General features: G+C 44.5%; 17 protein-coding genes. 9 read left to right on the top strand and 8 right to left on the bottom strand.

The features are described 5' to 3' along the window. The first annotated feature begins 210 nt into the window (after nucleotides 1–210). The 4 genes from M9196_RS19610 to M9196_RS19595 all read left to right on the top strand — a co-directional run bounded on the left by M9196_RS19610 (nucleotide 211) and on the right by M9196_RS19595 (nucleotide 5041). Nucleotides 211–1599, top strand: coding sequence for a carbohydrate porin (locus tag M9196_RS19610; protein ID WP_250619204.1), 1389 nt, complete (start codon nucleotides 211–213; stop codon nucleotides 1597–1599). 87 nt (nucleotides 1600–1686) lie between these two features. Next, entirely contained in the window at nucleotides 1687–2526 is an 840-nt protein-coding gene (locus M9196_RS19605) for a MalM family protein (RefSeq protein WP_250619203.1), read from the top strand. 264 nt (nucleotides 2527–2790) lie between these two features. Beyond that, on the top strand, nucleotides 2791–3987 hold the full coding sequence (locus M9196_RS19600; protein WP_250619202.1) for a tetratricopeptide repeat protein: 1197 nt from the start codon (nucleotides 2791–2793) through the stop codon (nucleotides 3985–3987). A 343-nt stretch (nucleotides 3988–4330) separates the two neighbouring features. Then, nucleotides 4331–5041 carry an oligogalacturonate-specific porin KdgM family protein gene (locus M9196_RS19595; protein WP_250619201.1) on the top strand — a complete coding sequence of 237 codons (711 nt, stop codon included), beginning with the start codon at nucleotides 4331–4333 and terminating at the stop codon, nucleotides 5039–5041. A 109-nt stretch (nucleotides 5042–5150) separates the two neighbouring features. On the opposite strand, the gene M9196_RS19590 is transcribed toward M9196_RS19595, so the two are convergent. From M9196_RS19590 to M9196_RS19580, 3 genes are read right to left on the bottom strand one after another with little or no spacing between them, the layout of a single operon-like run. Then, on the bottom strand, nucleotides 5151–6251 hold the full coding sequence (locus M9196_RS19590) for an ABC transporter permease (RefSeq protein ID WP_250619200.1): 1101 nt from the start codon (nucleotides 6249–6251) through the stop codon (nucleotides 5151–5153). Further along, the gene (locus M9196_RS19585; RefSeq protein ID WP_250619199.1) at nucleotides 6248–7174 is read right to left on the bottom strand and encodes an ABC transporter ATP-binding protein; all 927 of its coding nucleotides are present in this window, start codon (nucleotides 7172–7174) and stop codon (nucleotides 6248–6250) included. The genes M9196_RS19590 and M9196_RS19585 overlap by 4 nt, the downstream gene beginning before the upstream one ends. Next, nucleotides 7175–8131 (bottom strand): HlyD family secretion protein, encoded by a 957-nt coding sequence (locus M9196_RS19580; protein ID WP_250619198.1) that lies wholly within the window; start codon nucleotides 8129–8131, stop codon nucleotides 7175–7177. A gap of 422 nt (nucleotides 8132–8553) precedes the next feature. Between M9196_RS19580 and M9196_RS19575 the strand changes: the two genes are divergently transcribed. The 4 genes from M9196_RS19575 (at nucleotide 8554) to napH (ending at nucleotide 11773) form a co-directional block, all read left to right on the top strand. After that, complete coding sequence (locus M9196_RS19575; RefSeq protein ID WP_250619197.1) at nucleotides 8554–9507, top strand: M23 family metallopeptidase; 954 nt, start codon at nucleotides 8554–8556, stop codon at nucleotides 9505–9507. 14 nt (nucleotides 9508–9521) lie between these two features. Beyond that, nucleotides 9522–9845 carry a bactofilin family protein gene (locus M9196_RS19570; RefSeq protein WP_250619196.1) on the top strand — a complete coding sequence of 108 codons (324 nt, stop codon included), beginning with the start codon at nucleotides 9522–9524 and terminating at the stop codon, nucleotides 9843–9845. A gap of 312 nt (nucleotides 9846–10157) precedes the next feature. Next, nucleotides 10158–10925 (top strand): ferredoxin-type protein NapG, encoded by a 768-nt coding sequence (gene napG, locus M9196_RS19565; RefSeq protein WP_284677233.1) that lies wholly within the window; start codon nucleotides 10158–10160, stop codon nucleotides 10923–10925. Between the two features lie 2 nt (nucleotides 10926–10927). Then, entirely contained in the window at nucleotides 10928–11773 is an 846-nt protein-coding gene (gene napH / locus M9196_RS19560) for a quinol dehydrogenase ferredoxin subunit NapH (protein ID WP_250619195.1), read from the top strand. Between the two features lie 103 nt (nucleotides 11774–11876). Here the strand turns inward: napH and M9196_RS19555 are convergent, their stop codons facing one another. From M9196_RS19555 to M9196_RS19535, 5 genes are all read right to left on the bottom strand, one after another. Next, nucleotides 11877–12659: a hypothetical protein gene (locus M9196_RS19555; RefSeq protein WP_250619194.1), complete on the bottom strand. Its 783-nt coding sequence runs from the start codon at nucleotides 12657–12659 to the stop codon at nucleotides 11877–11879. A gap of 53 nt (nucleotides 12660–12712) precedes the next feature. Continuing rightward, on the bottom strand, nucleotides 12713–13066 hold the full coding sequence (locus M9196_RS19550) for a hypothetical protein (RefSeq protein WP_250619193.1): 354 nt from the start codon (nucleotides 13064–13066) through the stop codon (nucleotides 12713–12715). Nucleotides 13067–13136: 70 nt separating this feature from the next. Beyond that, a complete protein-coding gene (locus tag M9196_RS19545; protein WP_250619192.1) occupies nucleotides 13137–13883 on the bottom strand; it encodes a Crp/Fnr family transcriptional regulator in 747 nt (248 codons plus the stop codon). A 465-nt stretch (nucleotides 13884–14348) separates the two neighbouring features. Further along, complete coding sequence (locus M9196_RS19540; protein WP_250619191.1) at nucleotides 14349–14951, bottom strand: 2OG-Fe(II) oxygenase; 603 nt, start codon at nucleotides 14949–14951, stop codon at nucleotides 14349–14351. Between the two features lie 262 nt (nucleotides 14952–15213). Further along, nucleotides 15214–17025 carry a PLP-dependent transferase gene (locus M9196_RS19535; RefSeq protein ID WP_250619190.1) on the bottom strand — a complete coding sequence of 604 codons (1812 nt, stop codon included), beginning with the start codon at nucleotides 17023–17025 and terminating at the stop codon, nucleotides 15214–15216. Nucleotides 17026–17167: 142 nt separating this feature from the next. Here M9196_RS19535 and M9196_RS19530 point away from each other — a divergent pair, with 142 nt between their 5' ends. Then, entirely contained in the window at nucleotides 17168–17623 is a 456-nt protein-coding gene (locus M9196_RS19530; protein WP_250619189.1) for an Lrp/AsnC family transcriptional regulator, read from the top strand. The last annotated feature ends 244 nt before the right edge of the window (nucleotides 17624–17867 follow it).

Here is a 17867-nt window from a genome sequence, read left to right as displayed (position 1 = left end):
ACAACGTGCGGTTATTTTTCTCATCCTTTCTCATCCCCCCCTTTATTACATGAAGGCGGAGGACGTGTTCCTCATACTACTTCGTTAATCTCCATATCGTTCAATCAATTCGGGACCCTAAACCGATATTTTCAAGTTTTGAGAGCGTGGTACTGCCTCCATCGCCCTCGACAAGAATGAATATAACAATAAGTTAAACGGAGTTTTCTAATGAAAAAAGTAAGTGTAATAGCTGCTGCAGTGGTTGGTGTGCTAGCGTCGGGCGCTGTAATGGCCGAAGATAAAGTACAAGAAGGTTGGCAAGTAAATGGTTATGGTCACCTTCTTTATAATGCTGGTGAATCGCTTCAACTAAATGAAACGTGGGAACATCGTCGCGACTATCGTGCTGCGGGTGCTGCGTTTTCTGGTAACCCAAACCAAGTTGAGTTCACGGTTACAAAAGGTGATAACTACGAGAATGGTGCATGGTCAAAATACGTTCTAAAAACGGAATACGGCAATAATGAAGGTGGTAATGGACGTGGTTTCTACGGTTCATCAGGTGGTAATGACGGTCACCTTCAATCTGGTCAATTAGAATTTAAAGAAGCGTATGTTGAACTTGGTGATTTGTCTATGTTTGCTGAAGGAACCAGCATTTGGACTGGTAAGCGCTACCTGAACCGTCAAGCTGGTATTATTACCAAAGAATTTTGGAAACAGTCATCAGGTCTGGGTGCGGGTGTTGAGTATACGTCACTAGGCTTTGCCGATAAGATTGGCTTTGCAGGTGTATCCGCAGATGTCGGTGATGGATACTGTGTTAATGGCAACGGTGAAACAGTGAACGGTAAAGAGTGTGGCACTGTTGGCAATGATAACCAAAGCAGTACGCTTACGTCTTTAGACTTATACCTGTACGGTGTGGAAGCGCTAGGTGGTAAGCTTGATTTTGATGTCAAATACCAAACTCGTGCAAATATGGATGAAGTAAGAGTAGACAAGAATAATCCAGATGCTGCAGACCGTGGAATTGGCGCTGGTATCTCATATTCTCGTGATTATTATGGGCTAGATGGTTGGTCGTTAACGGGTATCACTTACGGTCAAGGTATCTCCGCGACTAAAGGCACGAACTTCGGTAACTGGAATGGGGACTGGAACCAAGATGACCGTTCAATCTTCGTTACATCATACGGTGTCTTGAACATTACAGAAAACTTCCAGCTTGGTTCTGAATTGGTTTACTGGGATTTGAAAGCACAAGATGGCAAGCGAGTATTCGGCACTCAGTGGGGTCAAGAGACAGTTCAACGAGGATTTGTTGGATTGACACCGTCTTATAAAGTGAGTGAAAACTTTAGATGGGAAGCGGTTCTTACTTATGCGAACGAAACTGTTGAAGATGGCGCTCGTTGGGGCCGTGAGGATGACTCTACGTCGTTCTATACCGCAACACTGGCTCCAGTATTTACGGTTAATGCAGATTACTTTGGTCGTCCACAAATTAAGCCTTACGTAGCTTACATGTCTTCAAGTGATGACGGCTATAATTGGTCAAAAGAGTCTAAAGGGAGCGAAACTCGCTTCGGCATTGAAGCTGAAATCTGGTTCTAATCACATAATGTGATGAAACCGTATTGAGTTTCCAATGAATCAAAGGCAGTCTCATGGCTGCCTTATTCTTTTAAATGGTGGAATATTATGAATAAAAATATTTTGGCGCTAGTACTTGGACTAAGTGTTGTGGGTTGTGCGAGTCATACTGGTGTCGAACCCACCATTTCAATTGCGGATATGAACGCGTCTGATACGTGCTGTGTGAGTAAAAAAGACTTCGCATGGATCCCGCTTGATAAAACGGAAAATGTTGGCTTTTCCATCGATACTTCCTCGCCGGTATGGGAGTTTAAAACGGGAAAAAGCTATTTCAATGCGTTTGAATTTTCTCCTCAATCTGGCAATGTAAAAGTTACTATAGACAGTAAAATGTTAAATAAAGAGGTCTTTGCGCCGACGGTTCAATTATTAGATGCCGATTATAATGTGGTCCGCACTATAGGGTTAGATGACTTTGATGTTCGATTTTCAGATATGTTTGACGCCAATCGTTATGTCTCAAGTTTTGAGGTAGATGCCCAGTCCCTACCTTATATGGTTGTGTATACGAGACCATCAGATGTAGGAAAGGTTGTTTCAGTCCCACACCCTGCAAAAGTAAGAGCACAAGAAAGTGGGGAGCCTTTACCTATTGTGACGGATCCTAAATTTATTCAAAGCTATGCTGGTGAACTAAATCTTGAAGTAGAAACATTAACGTTGGGCGCTAGAAAAACTGAGCCTGCGGTTGTTAAAAACACATCTGCCGCCGTTGTTCCCGCTGCCGTCTTATCTGACACAGTCAACTATTATCACACCGCAATTCAAAAGGCCGTTGCACAAGACAACATCCCGAAAGCACTCAGCTTACTTGATGAAGCGAAAGCCTTAAATATCGAAGGTGCTCAAGAAGTATTTGTGAAGGCCATTAATAGTAAAAAGTAACATCACATACAGTTTTTAAACCCTGGATAACACATGATTCGCTCAAAGCGATTTCTGGTCCGGGGTTTTTTATTGCTTAGAATTATTTACAGGGTTTAGAATTTGTTGCTGGGAAAGGGGTAAAGTGTCGTTTTGGCGTTGGATTGAGCAATTACAGGGGAAAAGATGTAAAACCGTGTGACGGATCGTTAAAGACACTTCATTTAATGGCAAACCTGCCGTTACTATAACTAAGTAATTAACACTTAATGAGCTTTCTATTTTATGTCGACACTTTCTATCGCTATCGGTGCAACAAGCCTTTCGCTCATTTTGGCGTTTGTGTGGATGTTTTCCTTATCTATTCGAAAAAAACGTTTAGAGCAAGAACGCATCGCGCGAGAAGCAGCGTATCGACGGACGATTGAAAAGGCTCGACAGCAAGAGCGAAAAGATCGAATTTTTAAAGCTGAAACTGGTCATACACCAACCATGCTCTTTTTAGCGAAAGAAGCGGAGCGGAAAAACATCCAAGAAGCCTTGTATTGGTATCAAAAAGCCGCGCAGTTGGACAACATCACTGGCATGTATGGCATGGTTCGTTTAAGTGAGTCTAAACGCGAAGATATGGTGCTTCGTGAGCAAGCCAACTACTGGCGTTTGTGTATTGCGGGAGCTGAAGGCGATTTACACGCGAAGTTTGAGGCAGCGAAAGCCTTGGTTCATGGACGGGGTGTGGAGTGTAATATTCCTAAGGGCATTGCTGTGATTGAAGAGGTGGCGCAAGAAGGCAATTTGGAAGCCATGCTATTTATGGGAGACTGGAGTGTATCGCCTGACAATCCGCTGCCTTCACCAAAACAATCCACGCGGTGGTTCATGCAAGGCGCAGAAAAGCAAAATATGGAAGCCATGACAAAGCTCGGGCTTAATTATCTTAAAGGAGTAGGGGTCGAGCAAAGTACGGAGCGGGGTTGTTATTGGTTAGAGCGAGCCTCTGAAAAAGGCAGCGTAGAAGCGATGTTTTTTGCGGGAGAAGCCTGGCGAGACACGGCACCTAACGGGGCTGCTATTGCTTATATATGGCTTTTTATGTCAGCACATTTGGGGTATGAACCGGCTAAAGCCGTGCGTGATAGTGTTGGCTCGACGTTAGGTGTGGACTCTGTGGTTGGGTTGCAATCATTAGCAAAGCCGGTACTCAAAAAATTGCAATTAAGTTCCATGGTTAAGCATTCGCTTATTAAGGCCCTCAACAAATTATATAAACGTCAACTGCCGTTATTTGAATTAGAAGATAAGTTAAAGGAGGAAAACGAGAGTTTGACAGATTCTGCTCGCATTACGGCGGATGAGAGCCCAATGAATGATACGCAAGACATTCAAACTCAGGTAACGCCCGATGAAGATTTTCCAAGCAATTCTATGGAACCGAATTTCTCTGGTAGCTATTCAGGTTACCAACAAAGCTATGTCAAATAATTACCTTTAGAAACAAGCCATCTCTGTTATGGGAATGATTTCGAGAAAATCATAAATGAAACAAATACTTTCACTTTTAATTTCAGAAATCATTTGTGATTAATTGTTGCGAATATGTTGTGTTTTTTGGGGCTAATTTGTATTTGTAAAATCACCTTTCGTACTTTTCTTGTGACACTTATCACTTAAGCTTTTCTGTTGACACTTCCATGACATTACCACATCACAAATCCATATTCTGAGCCCCGTTCAGTGTTGCAATCAAGGATGCTTGGCAGTGGCCTTGTTGTTAGCACGTTAAATCTGATGCCCTTGGCATTCCTGTTCTATACGGAGCTTTATCATGAAAACTTTAAAACTGACTCTAGCAGCAACACTTGTTGCCGCTGTTGCTCTTCCTGCTAGCGCAACTTATGTTGACGTTCGTGGCGCATACAAAACAGAAGCAAAAACATACGAAACTCGTGTACGTGCGGGCTTTGATTTTGCGGAAGATTGGCAGATTCACCTTGAAGGCACACAAGCTCAAGGCGATAAGTTATTCAGCAACTCTGGTAAAAACGTTGCAGCATTTGAAACAGAGCTTAACTATAACTGGGCAATCAACGACAACGTGACGTTGACTCCTGGCTTCGTATACTGGAATGGTTCGGATCACACTGAATACCGTCCTTACCTAAAAGCGACCTACGCAACAGGTAACTTCTACACGGCAGCTCGTTACCGTTACCAAGCGGCGACAAACAGCGTTTCTGGCCAGACCACCAACGATACTAACCAAGTTGACGCTTGGATTGGTTACAACGTGTCTGATTTCAACCTAGAATATAACCCAGCGTACATCAACCAAAAAGATGGCGGCGCATACACGGGTACGGGTAATAACAAAGCAGATACTAAATGGGAGCACACGTTCCAAGTTAAGTACACTGGTTTTGAATCTTGGGCACCATACGTAGACTATCAAATCCTTGATAAGACTTACGCAAACGCTCAACGTACAGAATTCAAAACAGAAAACCGTGTTCGTGCTGGTGTAACGTTTAACTTCTAAGCATTATTGAATCGTCGTTTACCTTACGATGATAAAAATTTTAAAGGCAGTGCGATATCGCACTGCCTTTTTTGTGTTGCCAACAAAATAGCTTGCTGAAGACTGCGCGCTAATCCAAGCTCTTTTTAAATCGAGATGCCGCGACAACAATACCACCTAAGGTGAAACACACTAGCCACACCGTGTCCCTCCAAACATCAATTAAATCGGCACCACGTAAAATAATACCCCTAATCATGCGCATAAAGTGAGTAGCGGGTAGTGCTTCTGCAATCCACTGAGCGGCTTGTGGCATGGCTTCGTAAGGGAACATAAACCCGGACAAAAGAATGGAGGGGAGGAGTATAAATACCGTCATTTGCATGGCTTGAAGCTGGGTTTGCGCAATGGTGGAGATAACTAACCCTAATGTCAGACTGGCGGCGATGAAAAGCAGACTGCCTAGCAATATTTGACTTAACGCGCCGTTAATTGGCACATTAAAAATCAAAGAGCCAAGGCCGAGGATAATGAAAATCTGAATGAGGCCGATAAAAATATACGGCACAATTTTACCAATCATCAATTCAATGGAGTGGATGGGAGTAGTAATGAGTAACTCCAGATTACCGCGTTCTTTCTCACGCACGATCGCTGCGCTGGTAAACATGATCATAGTCATGGTGAGGATAACGCCCAGTAAGCCCGGAATAATATTAACAGCAGAGCGCTGACTGGGGTTATATAACAGCGTGGCTTCAAAGGTTTTTGTCTGATTAGCTTGATATCCCGCGATAGAGAAATCAGCAATAGGCATGGTTTGTAGTGCTAACAGCGCCGAACTCACCATGGTATCGGAACCATCCACTAACCATTGCCCAAGTATAGCGTTATGCGTGATACGTTGTCCAAGATCTGGGGGAATGATCAACGCGGCTCTCACAGTACCACTTTTAATCGCGGCTTCCGCTTCTGCCACTGTGGGATAATTGGCTTTGATGCTCACCACTTGAGTCACTCGCACAGCTTCGGTAATGATCCTCCCGGGAACCGACTCACTTTGATCCACCACGGCAATTGGGATGTTTCTGACGTCAGTGTTCATCGCGAAGCCAAATAACAAGAGTTGGATCAGCGGTATCATCACAACCATGCCAAACGTGATTCTATCGCGTGATAACTGGCGAATTTCCTTGACCATAATCGCGCTCATTCGAGATAGGCTTTTCATTGTCTTCCTTCTCCCGTTACAGAGACAAACACGTCTTCAAGGCTAGGCCTTGCGGGTGTCAGTTCGGCGTGTTGAAGCTCTGGAAACTGGCTACGCAACCAGCCAATTGGGTCAACGACAGATTGGTTAACTAAAATGCGCAGGCGGATCCCCAATTGCGCCGCAGAGCGCACTTCAGGTCGTTGCAGGACCTTTTCTTTCAAAGCACGGAGTTGGTCGGCTTTGACCTCAATGATATTGACGCCCATATTGTTCATCAAGATTTCTGGTTCATCATCGGCGCGCATTTCACCCGCTTCCATGATGGCAAGTCGATGGCATCGCTCGGCTTCGTCCATGTAGTGCGTAGTGACAAGAATCGTGGTGCCTTGATCGCTAAGATCAAACAACTGCTCCCAGAATTCTCGACGATTCTCAGGATCGACCGCCGAGGTTGGTTCATCTAGAAACAGTAATTCGGGTTTATGCATGGTGGCAGCCGCTAAGGCGAGTCTTTGTTTTTGTCCCCCACTCATGCCACTTACACGTTGCTTTTGCAGGTTACTTAACCCATAGACAGAGAGTTGCTCGTCCAAACGCTGCTTGCGCTCTTGTGCCGTCATTCCAAAGATTTGTCCGATAAACTGCAGATTTTCGTTTACCGTGAGATCGTCGTAGAGTGAGAACTTTTGTGTCATGTAACCGATTTTTAGTCGTAATGCTTCGGATTGCTCTGGAATACTTAAACCCAATACCTCAATCTCTCCGGTTGTGGGTTTTAGTAGCCCGGTAAGCATACGAATCGTTGTCGATTTTCCGCAGCCATTTGGGCCAAGAAAGCCGTAGATGCTGCCTTTTGGTATTGATAGGCTAATGTTATTAATAGCAGTGAAGTGGCCAAATTTTTTCACCATGTTTTGAGCCGAAACCGCGAGTTCAGACATCTATTTCAACCCTTCTAAGTCAACTTGTGCGGGCGCGCCACTTGGTAGCTGTTCAGCTTGGCTGCCAAGATCCACCTCGGCGAGATACATTAAGCGCGACCGTTCATCTTCTGTGAGCGCGTAATACGGCGTAAAGGAAGGATCGCTAGCCACCCAGCGTACCTTTCCTGGCAGGGGGGCCTCGAGCCCGTCTACATAAACGTTGACCTCAAGACCGGGAACAAATTTAATGCGAACGGAAGCGGGGACATAGACTCGCGCGTACGGGACTCGCTCTGCAAGCACCACAGCGACGAAGGCACCAACCGACACTCGTTCGCCTAAGTTGTAGGGCAGGTTATCTAACACCCCGTTACGCGTTGCCACGATGGTCAGTTCGTCGAGTTGCTGCGTTTGCAGTGCGACTTCAGCATTCACGGCGGCAAGTGCGGCCTCAGCTTGGGTAATATCCTCAGGGCGAGTCCCTGCGGTCAGCTTAGAGAATTCTTCTTGGCTGGAATTTAGCTCTGCTCTGGCAGCATCGCGGTTAGCGACCGCTTGATCTTTTTGCGATTGGCTAGCGAGCTTTTTTCGTACCAGCTCTGACGCCCGAGAATAGTTTTGTTGTGCTTCAGTCAAGCGTGCTTGTGCCATGTCTACTTTTGCTTGGGCGGCAGCGATGTCTTCTGGTCGTTCACCATTTGTTAATCTAAGTAAGTAGGCGCTAGCTTTAGCTTGCTCGGCGATCGCATGAGCAAGGATGGCTTCTTGGCGTTTAGTATCCAGTTTGACAAGCACATCTCCCGTCGAGACTTGGCTGCCTTCACGAATGGGTAACTCTCGGATAATCTCACTGGCGGTGGCAGAAAAGGTAATACGGTCGCGCTCAAGTGTCCCCAGTGCTTTGTTCTGTTCTTCAGATTGACACCCCAACAGTGTGACAATCAATGGAAAAATAATGAGATATAGCCGCTTCATATTGAGCCCTTTTTGTATCGTTATACGATCAATATTAGAAGGCTTCTTGCCGTTTTCTAGCCAATTTTCATGAAGTTATGATATGAGCGTGATTTTAATTACTTAAATAAGGGGAGTGATGTCAGTAGGCCACGTTCTTTTGATGTTTGGGTTGATTGATGTAATGCCGAGTAAGCGCGAGGGTGGAGGCTTGTTATTATGATTAAATCGAAGGATGTTGCGGCTCTTTTGTATGGATATTAAGGTTAACTTATTATTTTTATTAATTATTTGACAACAAGTCACGTCCTGACATTTCCCAGTTTGTTTAGACTAGTACCTAGCAAAACGATTGAGTAAATTAATAGCATTGCCACCGTTAATCGTGTTATCGCACATTGCTAGTCCTCCTATTCTCAGTCATGGAAAAGACAGATACGTACATGAAAGACCAGTTAACCATCTCTATTTCAACCATCAATGGCTCAACGCATTGGCAACTTAGCAAGCGGATGCGCCGCAGTCTTAAAAGTTTAGTGAGCATCACCGTCGTGGCGATAATGTCGACGCTGCTCCTTATTCAGCATTTATACAACAGCGTTGATGATGCGCAGCTAAAGCAAGCCAAACTGACCAATGAATCCCAGAGCATGGAAAGTGAGTTGGCAAACCTACAACACTTAAAACAAGCGTTAGAGCAGGATTTATCTGAACGGGAGGAGAGGATCACCCATGTATCTGAGCGACTAACGGAGTTAGAAATTGTGCTCGGTGTTGCTCAAGATGGCAGGGTAAACGAGTTGGATTCTCGGTTAGACACGGCGGCGATTCACTCTAATGTTCGTATGACAATGCTGACGCAAATACCGAGTGGTTCACCGGTTGGACAGCAACGCATTTCTTCTCAGTTTGGCAAGCGCATTCATCCGGTATCTAAAAAAGCCAAGATGCATCGGGGGCTGGATTTTGCAGTGAATACAGGAACAAAAATCTATGCGCCTGCTGATGGCGTAGTTGAGGTGACAAGGAAAAGCAGTAAAGGGTCTGGCAATTTTTTACGTCTTCAGCATGCCTTTGGCTTTTCAAGCTCTTATTCGCACTTGAAGGGTTTCAAAGTGAAAAATGGTCAGTTTGTTCATAAAGGCGAATTGATTGCCCTTTCAGGAAACAGCGGTTTGTCTTCTGGTCCTCATCTTCATTACGAAGTGAGGTTTGTTGGTCGAGCATTAGACCCTAAACCATTTGTGGATTGGGGCGTCAATGAGTTTGAAGAAATTTTTGAAAAAGAACGAGGAATACGATGGGAATCTTTAGTAAAAACAGTGGAACAACGAGCCGCGCAACAACTACAACTCTCATTGCCAAAGGCTGTACTATTAGCGGAAAACTCAAACTAGAAAATGACATTCAAGTGGATGGGTTTTTAGATGGGCAAGTGAATGTCGAAGGGGCGATTATCATCGCTGAATCTGGGCGTGTAAAAGGGGAAGTCTTCGCTAAGCATATTATCGTCAATGGATTATTTGAAGGAGATTGTCATGCTGAACATATCCAAATTTTGTCGAATGGTAGAGTAAAAGGCAGAGTGTGGAGCAATAATCTTAGCATTGAAACCGGTGGTAAATTCTTTGGCGAAACGGCAGAACTGGCTGAAACAGAGATTGTTGAACTGAGTGCGAAGAAAGGGGTGGATACCAACAACACCGCGAAAGAGCGCGGCATAAAAACGGCCTAGTCACTGAGTAATATTCTGATACTAAAGGTTAAGTGACATCGAAAGCTCATCAGTCACAACGTGGTGCCGATAACGACGACGTTAACGGCTATAATTTAATAGTACGTTAATAAATCTGACGTTGTGGCGGGTCTATGGATCGTAAAAATGTCAGCAGTGTGATCAAAGTGACCCGACTATCTTGATGTAAATCAAGCTACCTCATGTATTACCAAAAAGAGTAATGTTAATCGAATTAAACCACATTAGATTTATGGCATAAGTTGAACGCATAGCTCACGTGAATGACTGAGCGTAGTTGAGGCAATTGCGATGTCACGTTCGAAAATGTCGGAAAGCCGCCGACGATTCTTAAGAGATGCCACCAGAACCGCAGTTGGTGTGGGCGCAGCCGCTACATTACTAGGACTGCAATCTAAACAAGGTCAAGCCAAAACCAGTGGTGGCGTGCCTATTCGCCCTCCGGGTGCGCTGGAAGGCAATCAATTTGATGAAGCCTGTTTGCGCTGCGGGTTGTGCGTTCAAGCTTGTCCGTACGATACGCTTAAATTGGCGACGTTACTGTCGCCTGTCGCCTCTGGCACCCCTTACTTTACCGCAAGAGATATTCCTTGTGAGATGTGTGACGACATTCCCTGTGTCGTCGCATGCCCAAGTGGCGCCCTTGATCATGCATTAACGAACATTGATGACTCTCGTATGGGACTTGCGGTACTCATCGATCATGAAGAGTGTCTTAACTGGCAAGGTCTTCGCTGTGATGTGTGTTATCGGGTGTGTCCTTTGATTGATGAGGCGATCACTCTGGAGCCGATTCGCAATCAGCGTACGGGATACCACGCCAAGTTTATCCCTACCGTACATTCCAACGCTTGCACAGGGTGTGGAAAATGCGAACAAGCGTGTGTGACGGAAGTCCCGGTCATCAAAGTGGTGCCTATCGAGTTAGCCAAAGGCTATATGGGCGATCACTACCAACTCGGTTGGGAAGAAAATGTGGAGCTGCGAGACGGTACATTTCCTGAAACGCCAGAGATAGCGCCGAGTGAGCATATCCGCATTAATGATGGGAGAAAATAGTCATGGCTAAAAATCTCGCTAAAAATGCCGGTAAAGATGCCATTCGCGAACTTGGCTGGTGGAAAGCGCATCGTTTTTTGCTTCTAAGACGTATCTGTCAGGTGTCTATTATTGCGCTATTTATGATTGGTCCGACATGGGGTGTGTTAAAGGGCAATCTCTCATCCAGCCTGTTATTTGATACCATTCCACTTAGTGACCCGTTATTGGTGCTTCAAACCTTAGCAACAGGGCATTGGCCGGAAGTGAATGCCTTAATAGGTGTGACGATTGTTATTGCGTTTTACATGGTCATTGCGCCAAGAGCGTTTTGTGCATGGGTATGTCCTTTAAATTTGGTGACGGATTTAGCGGCATGGTTAAGAAGAAAGTTAAATCTAAAAGCCAGTTATAAATGGTCACCAAAGATTCGTTATTGGCTGATCCCTGTAATATTACTTGGCAGTGCTGCCTCTGGTTCATTGTTATGGGCTTGGGTAGACCCGGTTGCGACGCTGCATCGTGGGCTGGTGTTTGGTATGGGGGCCGGTTGGATACTTATCGTATTAGTGTTTTTACTAGACTTAGTATTGGTTGAGCATGGTTGGTGCGGGCACCTTTGCCCATTAGGTGCGACTTATGGTGTCATCGGTCGTAAAAGCGTAATCCGTATCACCGCCACCCATCGAGAGGCGTGCACCAAATGCATGGATTGCTACAACGTATGCCCTGAGCCAGAAGTGCTTCGACAGCCTCTTAAAGAAGGCGATCGCCGTGTCATGAGTCAGGACTGTATCAGTTGTGGGCGCTGTATTGATGTCTGTGCACTCAACGTGTTGGAGTTCAAGGTCAAACCTAAAGCTGATTAACCGTATCACGGTATCAGACAGCTACCCGGCAAGAGCCGATGGGCTCTATTCGTGTCGGGTAGTATTTGCTCCAGCCTTAGATAGTCTATTACCCATAATTAATTTATTGCCAATTGATGGGTTTAATATGGCAATGACGGTCTGCTGAAAAGACAATTAACCAAGCACTTTCTTGCCAGTTAACATAGGTATCATCAATCGCTTGATAATTAGTCGCTTGAACATTAAGGCATTGAATACTTAGCTGTCCTTCTCTTTTCAATTCTAGTGTTAAACTTCCTGCGTGCTTTGGCACAGTCAGTGGTTGTGACAGTGTTTTTCCTTCAAGCCCTTGGATGATTTGAGTGCCATTGAGATAAAGGTCCGATGCAGTGTGTTGATTAGGCGTAGACGCATCGATGACAAATACGGGTACCGTCTGTTCAGATTGAGTCACAACCGGTCTTGGGACGGTATACAGTGAATAGTTATTAGTGCTGCTATCGCCAAAAGCAAAGACCCAATAAGGTTGTTCTGCGTCGGCAATAATTTGCGTGCTTGCTTTCACGAGTTGTGTATTGCGGTCAAGCAGTGCAATGGTGATTTCTTGATTGTTTAACGTATTAAAATAGTAAGAAATAGTTGAGCGCGCACTGCTACTAAACAATATGTGTGGTTCAGTTAGGGTTTGCTGGTGGTTTTCATTGCTGTAGGCAATGACATGCGCCACTGAAAAGTCACTTCCGCCATAGACATAATCGAAGACATGCAGATCTTGTCGCACCTTGAATCCATCAATGTCAGGTGTCACGTTCACTCCGCCGTCACTGCTTCCACCGCCACAGCCATAAAGAAATAGGCTAGTGGTAAGCAGTACAAAAATGTCGAATGAGCGAAAATTATGCATAGTGTTGTTCTCGAATTAATAAAAGGTAAAAGCAAGGTGAGGCAAAAGCGTGGTCATTTAGTGAGAAAAAGATCGCGGCTTTTGATATATAAAGCCATCCTTGGGCATCGAAATGGTTTGAGGATATGTCGCCATCTTGGTTTTGGGCTGTTCGCAGTAACGGAATAATGGCTGGTCATATAATCTAACGTATCTTTAATCACTTGATCCCACTGCGAGTCAAATGCAGTGGTAAGTTGGTTCGATTTAGGGGACGTGCACCAGATCTTATTACTGATTTGTGGACAAATATAAATATGGCCTATTTCATCAACAATGACTTCTCCTTTTAATTGGCTATCCCGAAACTTTTTATTTACGTCATCTTGTGCATCGGTCTTGATTTCGATTGAATAGATATATGGCATGTTATTTTCCTATGGTTATACGTAGCCCTCAGGTGTCATCCTGATAAGCGTCTTTAATGTCAATTAGTGCTTAGAGAAAGTGGCGAGGGTCTCTAATACTTAGGTCAATACCATCCAGTTGGTTTGATAATTGCGAAACATCATTAATGATGATCTTACTTCGATTAAGCTCAACAAGGCGCGCTCGTTCAAGCTGTTTCATGACTTCATTGACCCGTTGTCTAGCAATACCCGTCATCTCACTGAGTTGCTGTTGCGAGATAGCGATTTCATTGCAGGTTCGATGTTGATCTAAGTGTGCCAAAATTTCTAGGATCTGATAAACCACTCTAACGTTAAGGGCTTCACTGTTTATTAGTTGGCTTTGTAGCCATTTCGCTCGTGATTCAAAGGTGAGCGAATAAAACCATTTGTATATTTCATGACTACTTTTGGTAATGTCTCTTAATTGCTCGTTATTAAAGTTCACCACTGTGCATGGTTCTATTTCGATAAAAACAAATGACGACAACGACGATGTACTATCAATATAGTTTCCAAACCAACCACCTTTGCCGATAATAATACAATTTGCAGTTTTTAAATTTGGTGTTTGAATACATACAGCCAACGTGCCTTGTTCAAGAAAGTTAACGCCTTGATTAATTAGGCGAGAGTTATCTAAATCCCGCTCTACAACCTGTTTTCGCTTAGCGAGTGTGACTAATTGTTGTTTTAAAGCCGAAGAAAGCTCCGTCGTCCACCTTAGGTTTTGACTGTCTACATTGTCGGTCATGCTTTCCTCGCCACTATTCATCAACGCTATTTTCTCTATCACAATCTACCATCGCGAGTTCAATCTTTAGCTCGTCACTGAACTGGCTGATTTATAAAGAAGTATACTGTCTACCTTGAAGTATAGTCACCTTGTATCCGCTTTGCTTACGCTGTAGAGCGTTTTGTACTCATGCCTTGATGTTGAAAGTAGTATAGAAGCAACGTTGTACAAGAAATATCCGTTAGCGGACACTTCTCAATAACAATTAAAAAAATAATCCGAAAGGGTTACTTTCTGACTCGTGGAGCAATTATTTTTAGCTAGTCGTAAAAAGGTAGTAAGTAATCAATAGTAAACGGGCGAAACCAAAACTCAGTATAGAAGAATCAAAAGGGCGGAAAGCACAGGGGGGATGGTTTGAACTTCAAAGCTAGCCTTGTAAGTAAAGAATGAGAGTGTATTGTTCGTGGTAAGCATCCTATTCGACCGTCAGTGACAAGAAGGTCGAATAGGAGAAGGTAAATGCTAGTTGGCAATATCGAGTTGGTTATCTTTCACGCCATTCGTTCTAAACCAGCCAGCAATGCTAAATCGCTCACGGTGAGTAGGAAGAACTTCATGCGGAAATTGCTCCGAGAAGAAAACCAGTAAACGTCCGGATTTTGGCGTAATACGGGTGAGCTCGTTGTCATCAAGATCGTAAACGACTAAGTCACCACCATCCTCTTTTGACCATTCATCATTCATATAAAATACGGTCGTGAGACGACGGTTTTCGTTGTCACGAAAGCAGTCTAGGTGTTTTTGGTAAAAGTCGCCCTTTTCATATTTTGCGAAATGCGCTTCGTATTCAAATAAGCCGAGAAAGAAGTTTTGATTGGCGGCTTGGCGAATCATTTCCATCTTGCTTAAAAATTGTTGCACGGGCTCGCCAAGATCCTTGGATAGCCAACAGATCTTATCACTGCGAATTGCGCTTTCTCGCACTTCTTCATCGTTTCGGCCAATACAGGCTTTTTTCCAATTTTCAGGCAAACACGCTTTCAGTGCGTCTACTTGTTCTGGAGAGAGAAAGTCATCCCAGATGTAATAACCTTGGGAGTCTAAGGTGTCGATAAGCTTTTGCATGATTGGCGCCGTGGTTGTCAGAAACAGGAGGGCGCTTTATAGAGAAAACTAAGACTGCTATCAATTCAGGTTTGTTATCGTCACGGTAGAAGAGGGTGATAGTCCCCTTGATAGTGGCATCAAGGGGGGGAGGGGCTGTGTAGTGTTATGTTGATTATAGAGCCCCAACCTTTATAGGGTGAAGCTCTAGAAATCGATACGATAGACCGAGGTTGTGCCACTGACTTCGTTGCCCACGCAGCCGTTGTTTGTTGGGATAGGGCTACGAAATCAACGAGGTAAACCTTGGCAAGCTGTGGGCAAATCGCTGGTGGACGTCCATGTAGGTTTGCATATAGATCTCGTCAATGGTGTCGGGGCAAGGAAAGCGGCTAGAAAAGTCCATGTGTTTGCGGTCAATAGACAACTTCGCGGCCTCGATGATATGTGCGATGAACATACGAGGATCTTCCAGTCCAATAGAGATTCGCATGGTCGTGGGTTTTATTCCAGACTCCGCTAGCGCTTCATCGCTAAGTTCAGAGTGCGTGGTGAGTGCCGGGCACAGCGCGACGGTATTGGTTTGTCCTAAACTCACTTGCATTCCAATGGCGGGCTCAAGCATGTCGAAGAACTGTTTAAACACGTCACGGTTAATCGGGGCGCGATCACCATTTCCTTCCATATCAATGGTAAACAGCGCGGCCGGTAAACCTAGGTACATATTGTGTTGGCAGTGCTCATAATTGTCACTATGTGGAAGGGCTGGGCATGAGACATTGATGTCGGGATGCGTATCGAATAACTTGGCTAAGGTTAGGGTGTTAATGGTCTTTTGAATGACTCTCATCTCGTAGGTTTTCATGCCGTTGAGTACTTCAAAGGCTTTATCAGCATCAAGAAATGCCCCTTTGATGTAGTAGACGTTCCAAAATAAGGTTTCGTTCCAAGGGATAGTCACGGCTTCGCCATTAGGCTTAGTGAACGGAATGTCCTCACCTTTTGGGGCAAACATGGTTTCATTACGTCCGATGACCACCCCCGCTGTCGTGGTGCCTGAACCTGCCAGCTCTTTCGTGTATGAATGAACAACAAAGTCAGGTCTCTCCATGGCATCATCGCGTTTTAATACCGGGTGCAGCAGAGGGGTTCCGACGGTCGAATCGACAATGACGTCCCAGCCTCTTTGGTGGGATTCATAGCTGATTGCCGCGACGTCTAAGACGTAGCCGTGCGGATTACACGGAGACTCTAAATAGACGTAGATTTTTTTCCCATTGGCTAAGCGGTCAGCGTATTTTTCAGCGATGGCATCTAGGCGCGTCGCAAAATCATCACCGCCGTATCCACCCACCCATTCGACGGCAATATTGAGGTTTGAAGACTTACCAAACCAATCTTCTAGTAGCTGATAAGATCCACCATAAATATTGCGTGAAGAGAGCACGATGTCTTCATAACCTAGTAGATGACTAAACAAGCCATCGATAGCAGCCATACCTGAGTTGAAGTTCCAAGCTAGGTATTCATTCGCTCGTTCACCCGCTTCAATATCCACCATATGATTGGCTAACGCGATAGACGTTGGGTTGAGCAAACGCGAGTAAATGTCATGTAATGGTTCTTTACCATTGAAGGCATCTTCAATCCATTCAGTACAAGCAAATAAGTAGGTCGCTGTGCGTGTGATCACTGGGCTGGCAGAGAATATAGCCGAGACATTATCGAATATTGGGTAAGCGCCCTTCGATGCAAAATGACCATTGTTGGTGGCAATAGACTGGTATGTGGAACGCATCGGGTTTTGCAAATTATCGAGAATTTTTGCAATCTGAAAAGATAAGAAACGCTTGGCATTAAACCACGCAATTCGGTCACTTTTATCGAGATCAGAAAGACCATCGATCGTCAGTGCCCACAAGTCATGAGTTTTACTGTTTGCTTGATAAAGCGTGGTCGCGAGCTCGACCAGCGTTGTGCCATATTCGCTGTTTGGGTCGATACCAAAATGCTTAGCTTGCTCAATGGCGAGTGTTTGTGCTTTTTCATGTTTGGTTGTTTTTCTTAGTGGGCTCAATTGGGTGGCGATGTTCATGTCTGGTTCCTTTTGACTGTTCTCCTTAAAGTCTAGAAATTCTCCGTGACGAATGATTGCGAGTTAACACTCTTAGTACTAACGTTAAGCAATATTATTGCGTTTAATTGGTAAAAATTGATGGATAATTGCGAGAAAGTTTATGGATGATATAGATAAGCGAATTTTACGAGAACTGCAAAATAATGCGAGATTGAGTAACCAAGAACTCGCTGACCGCGTGTCTTTGTCACCGTCACCATGTTTACGTCGTGTGCGCGCATTAGAAAGAAACGGCATTATAAAAGGCTACCATGCGAGCGTTGATCAAGAATCCTGCGGACTGCCAATTACGGTCTTTGTATTGGTAAAGCTTGAAAAGCCGACGGAAGAACAAATGCGCAGCTTTGAGCAACACGTTGAGTTATTGGATGAGGTATTAGAGTGTTTTTTGATGACGGGCAATCATGATTACTTGCTGCATGTCGTCAGTGGTTCATTAAAAACCTATGAGCAGTTTATTCGTAAAGAACTGACTCGGTTGCCTAATATTGCGGCGATAGAGTCGAGTTTTGCGTTTGGGCAGGTGAAAAGTAAAACCCGATTGCCTGTGACTTGATTACCTATCCATTGATTGCGTTTTATGACGCGCCAAAAGAGATGAGTTAAGTTCCAAAATTGGCGGTCTTCGATGTGACTTGTTATGCAGAAAAATGGTCAGTGCAAAAGCAACTGACCAAAAATGATACGAATTAATCGTTAGCGTGTGCGCTAACTCGTGACTCGCACGAGTTAGTACTTAAACGTAAGCGCGCAATTAAGCAGTGAGGCCTTATTCAGCCTCATCGATTTCCAGCGCCCAT

Source organism: Vibrio methylphosphonaticus, from assembly GCF_023634655.1.
GTDB classification, from domain to species: domain Bacteria; phylum Pseudomonadota; class Gammaproteobacteria; order Enterobacterales; family Vibrionaceae; genus Vibrio; species Vibrio methylphosphonaticus.
The sequence above is the reverse complement of the archived record's forward strand: the minus strand, read 5'-3'. Positions and strand labels throughout refer to the sequence as shown.

Excerpts from the sequence above, each read along its gene's own strand:
- M9196_RS19610 (WP_250619204.1), top strand. The coding sequence starts at position 211 with ATGAAAAAAGTAAGTGTAATAGCTGCTGCAGTGGTTGGTGTGCTAGCG.
- M9196_RS19605 (WP_250619203.1), top strand. The coding sequence starts at position 1,687 with ATGAATAAAAATATTTTGGCGCTAGTACTTGGACTAAGTGTTGTGGGT.
- M9196_RS19600 (WP_250619202.1), top strand. The coding sequence starts at position 2,791 with ATGTCGACACTTTCTATCGCTATCGGTGCAACAAGCCTTTCGCTCATT.
- M9196_RS19595 (WP_250619201.1), top strand. The coding sequence starts at position 4,331 with ATGAAAACTTTAAAACTGACTCTAGCAGCAACACTTGTTGCCGCTGTT.
- M9196_RS19590 (WP_250619200.1), bottom strand. The coding sequence starts at position 6,251 with ATGAAAAGCCTATCTCGAATGAGCGCGATTATGGTCAAGGAAATTCGC.
- M9196_RS19585 (WP_250619199.1), bottom strand. The coding sequence starts at position 7,174 with ATGTCTGAACTCGCGGTTTCGGCTCAAAACATGGTGAAAAAATTTGGC.
- M9196_RS19580 (WP_250619198.1), bottom strand. The coding sequence starts at position 8,131 with ATGAAGCGGCTATATCTCATTATTTTTCCATTGATTGTCACACTGTTG.
- M9196_RS19575 (WP_250619197.1), top strand. The coding sequence starts at position 8,554 with ATGAAAGACCAGTTAACCATCTCTATTTCAACCATCAATGGCTCAACG.
- napG (WP_284677233.1), top strand. The coding sequence starts at position 10,158 with ATGTCACGTTCGAAAATGTCGGAAAGCCGCCGACGATTCTTAAGAGAT.
- napH (WP_250619195.1), top strand. The coding sequence starts at position 10,928 with ATGGCTAAAAATCTCGCTAAAAATGCCGGTAAAGATGCCATTCGCGAA.
- M9196_RS19555 (WP_250619194.1), bottom strand. The coding sequence starts at position 12,659 with ATGCATAATTTTCGCTCATTCGACATTTTTGTACTGCTTACCACTAGC.
- M9196_RS19550 (WP_250619193.1), bottom strand. The coding sequence starts at position 13,066 with ATGCCATATATCTATTCAATCGAAATCAAGACCGATGCACAAGATGAC.
- M9196_RS19540 (WP_250619191.1), bottom strand. The coding sequence starts at position 14,951 with ATGCAAAAGCTTATCGACACCTTAGACTCCCAAGGTTATTACATCTGG.
- M9196_RS19535 (WP_250619190.1), bottom strand. The coding sequence starts at position 17,025 with ATGAACATCGCCACCCAATTGAGCCCACTAAGAAAAACAACCAAACAT.
- M9196_RS19530 (WP_250619189.1), top strand. The coding sequence starts at position 17,168 with ATGGATGATATAGATAAGCGAATTTTACGAGAACTGCAAAATAATGCG.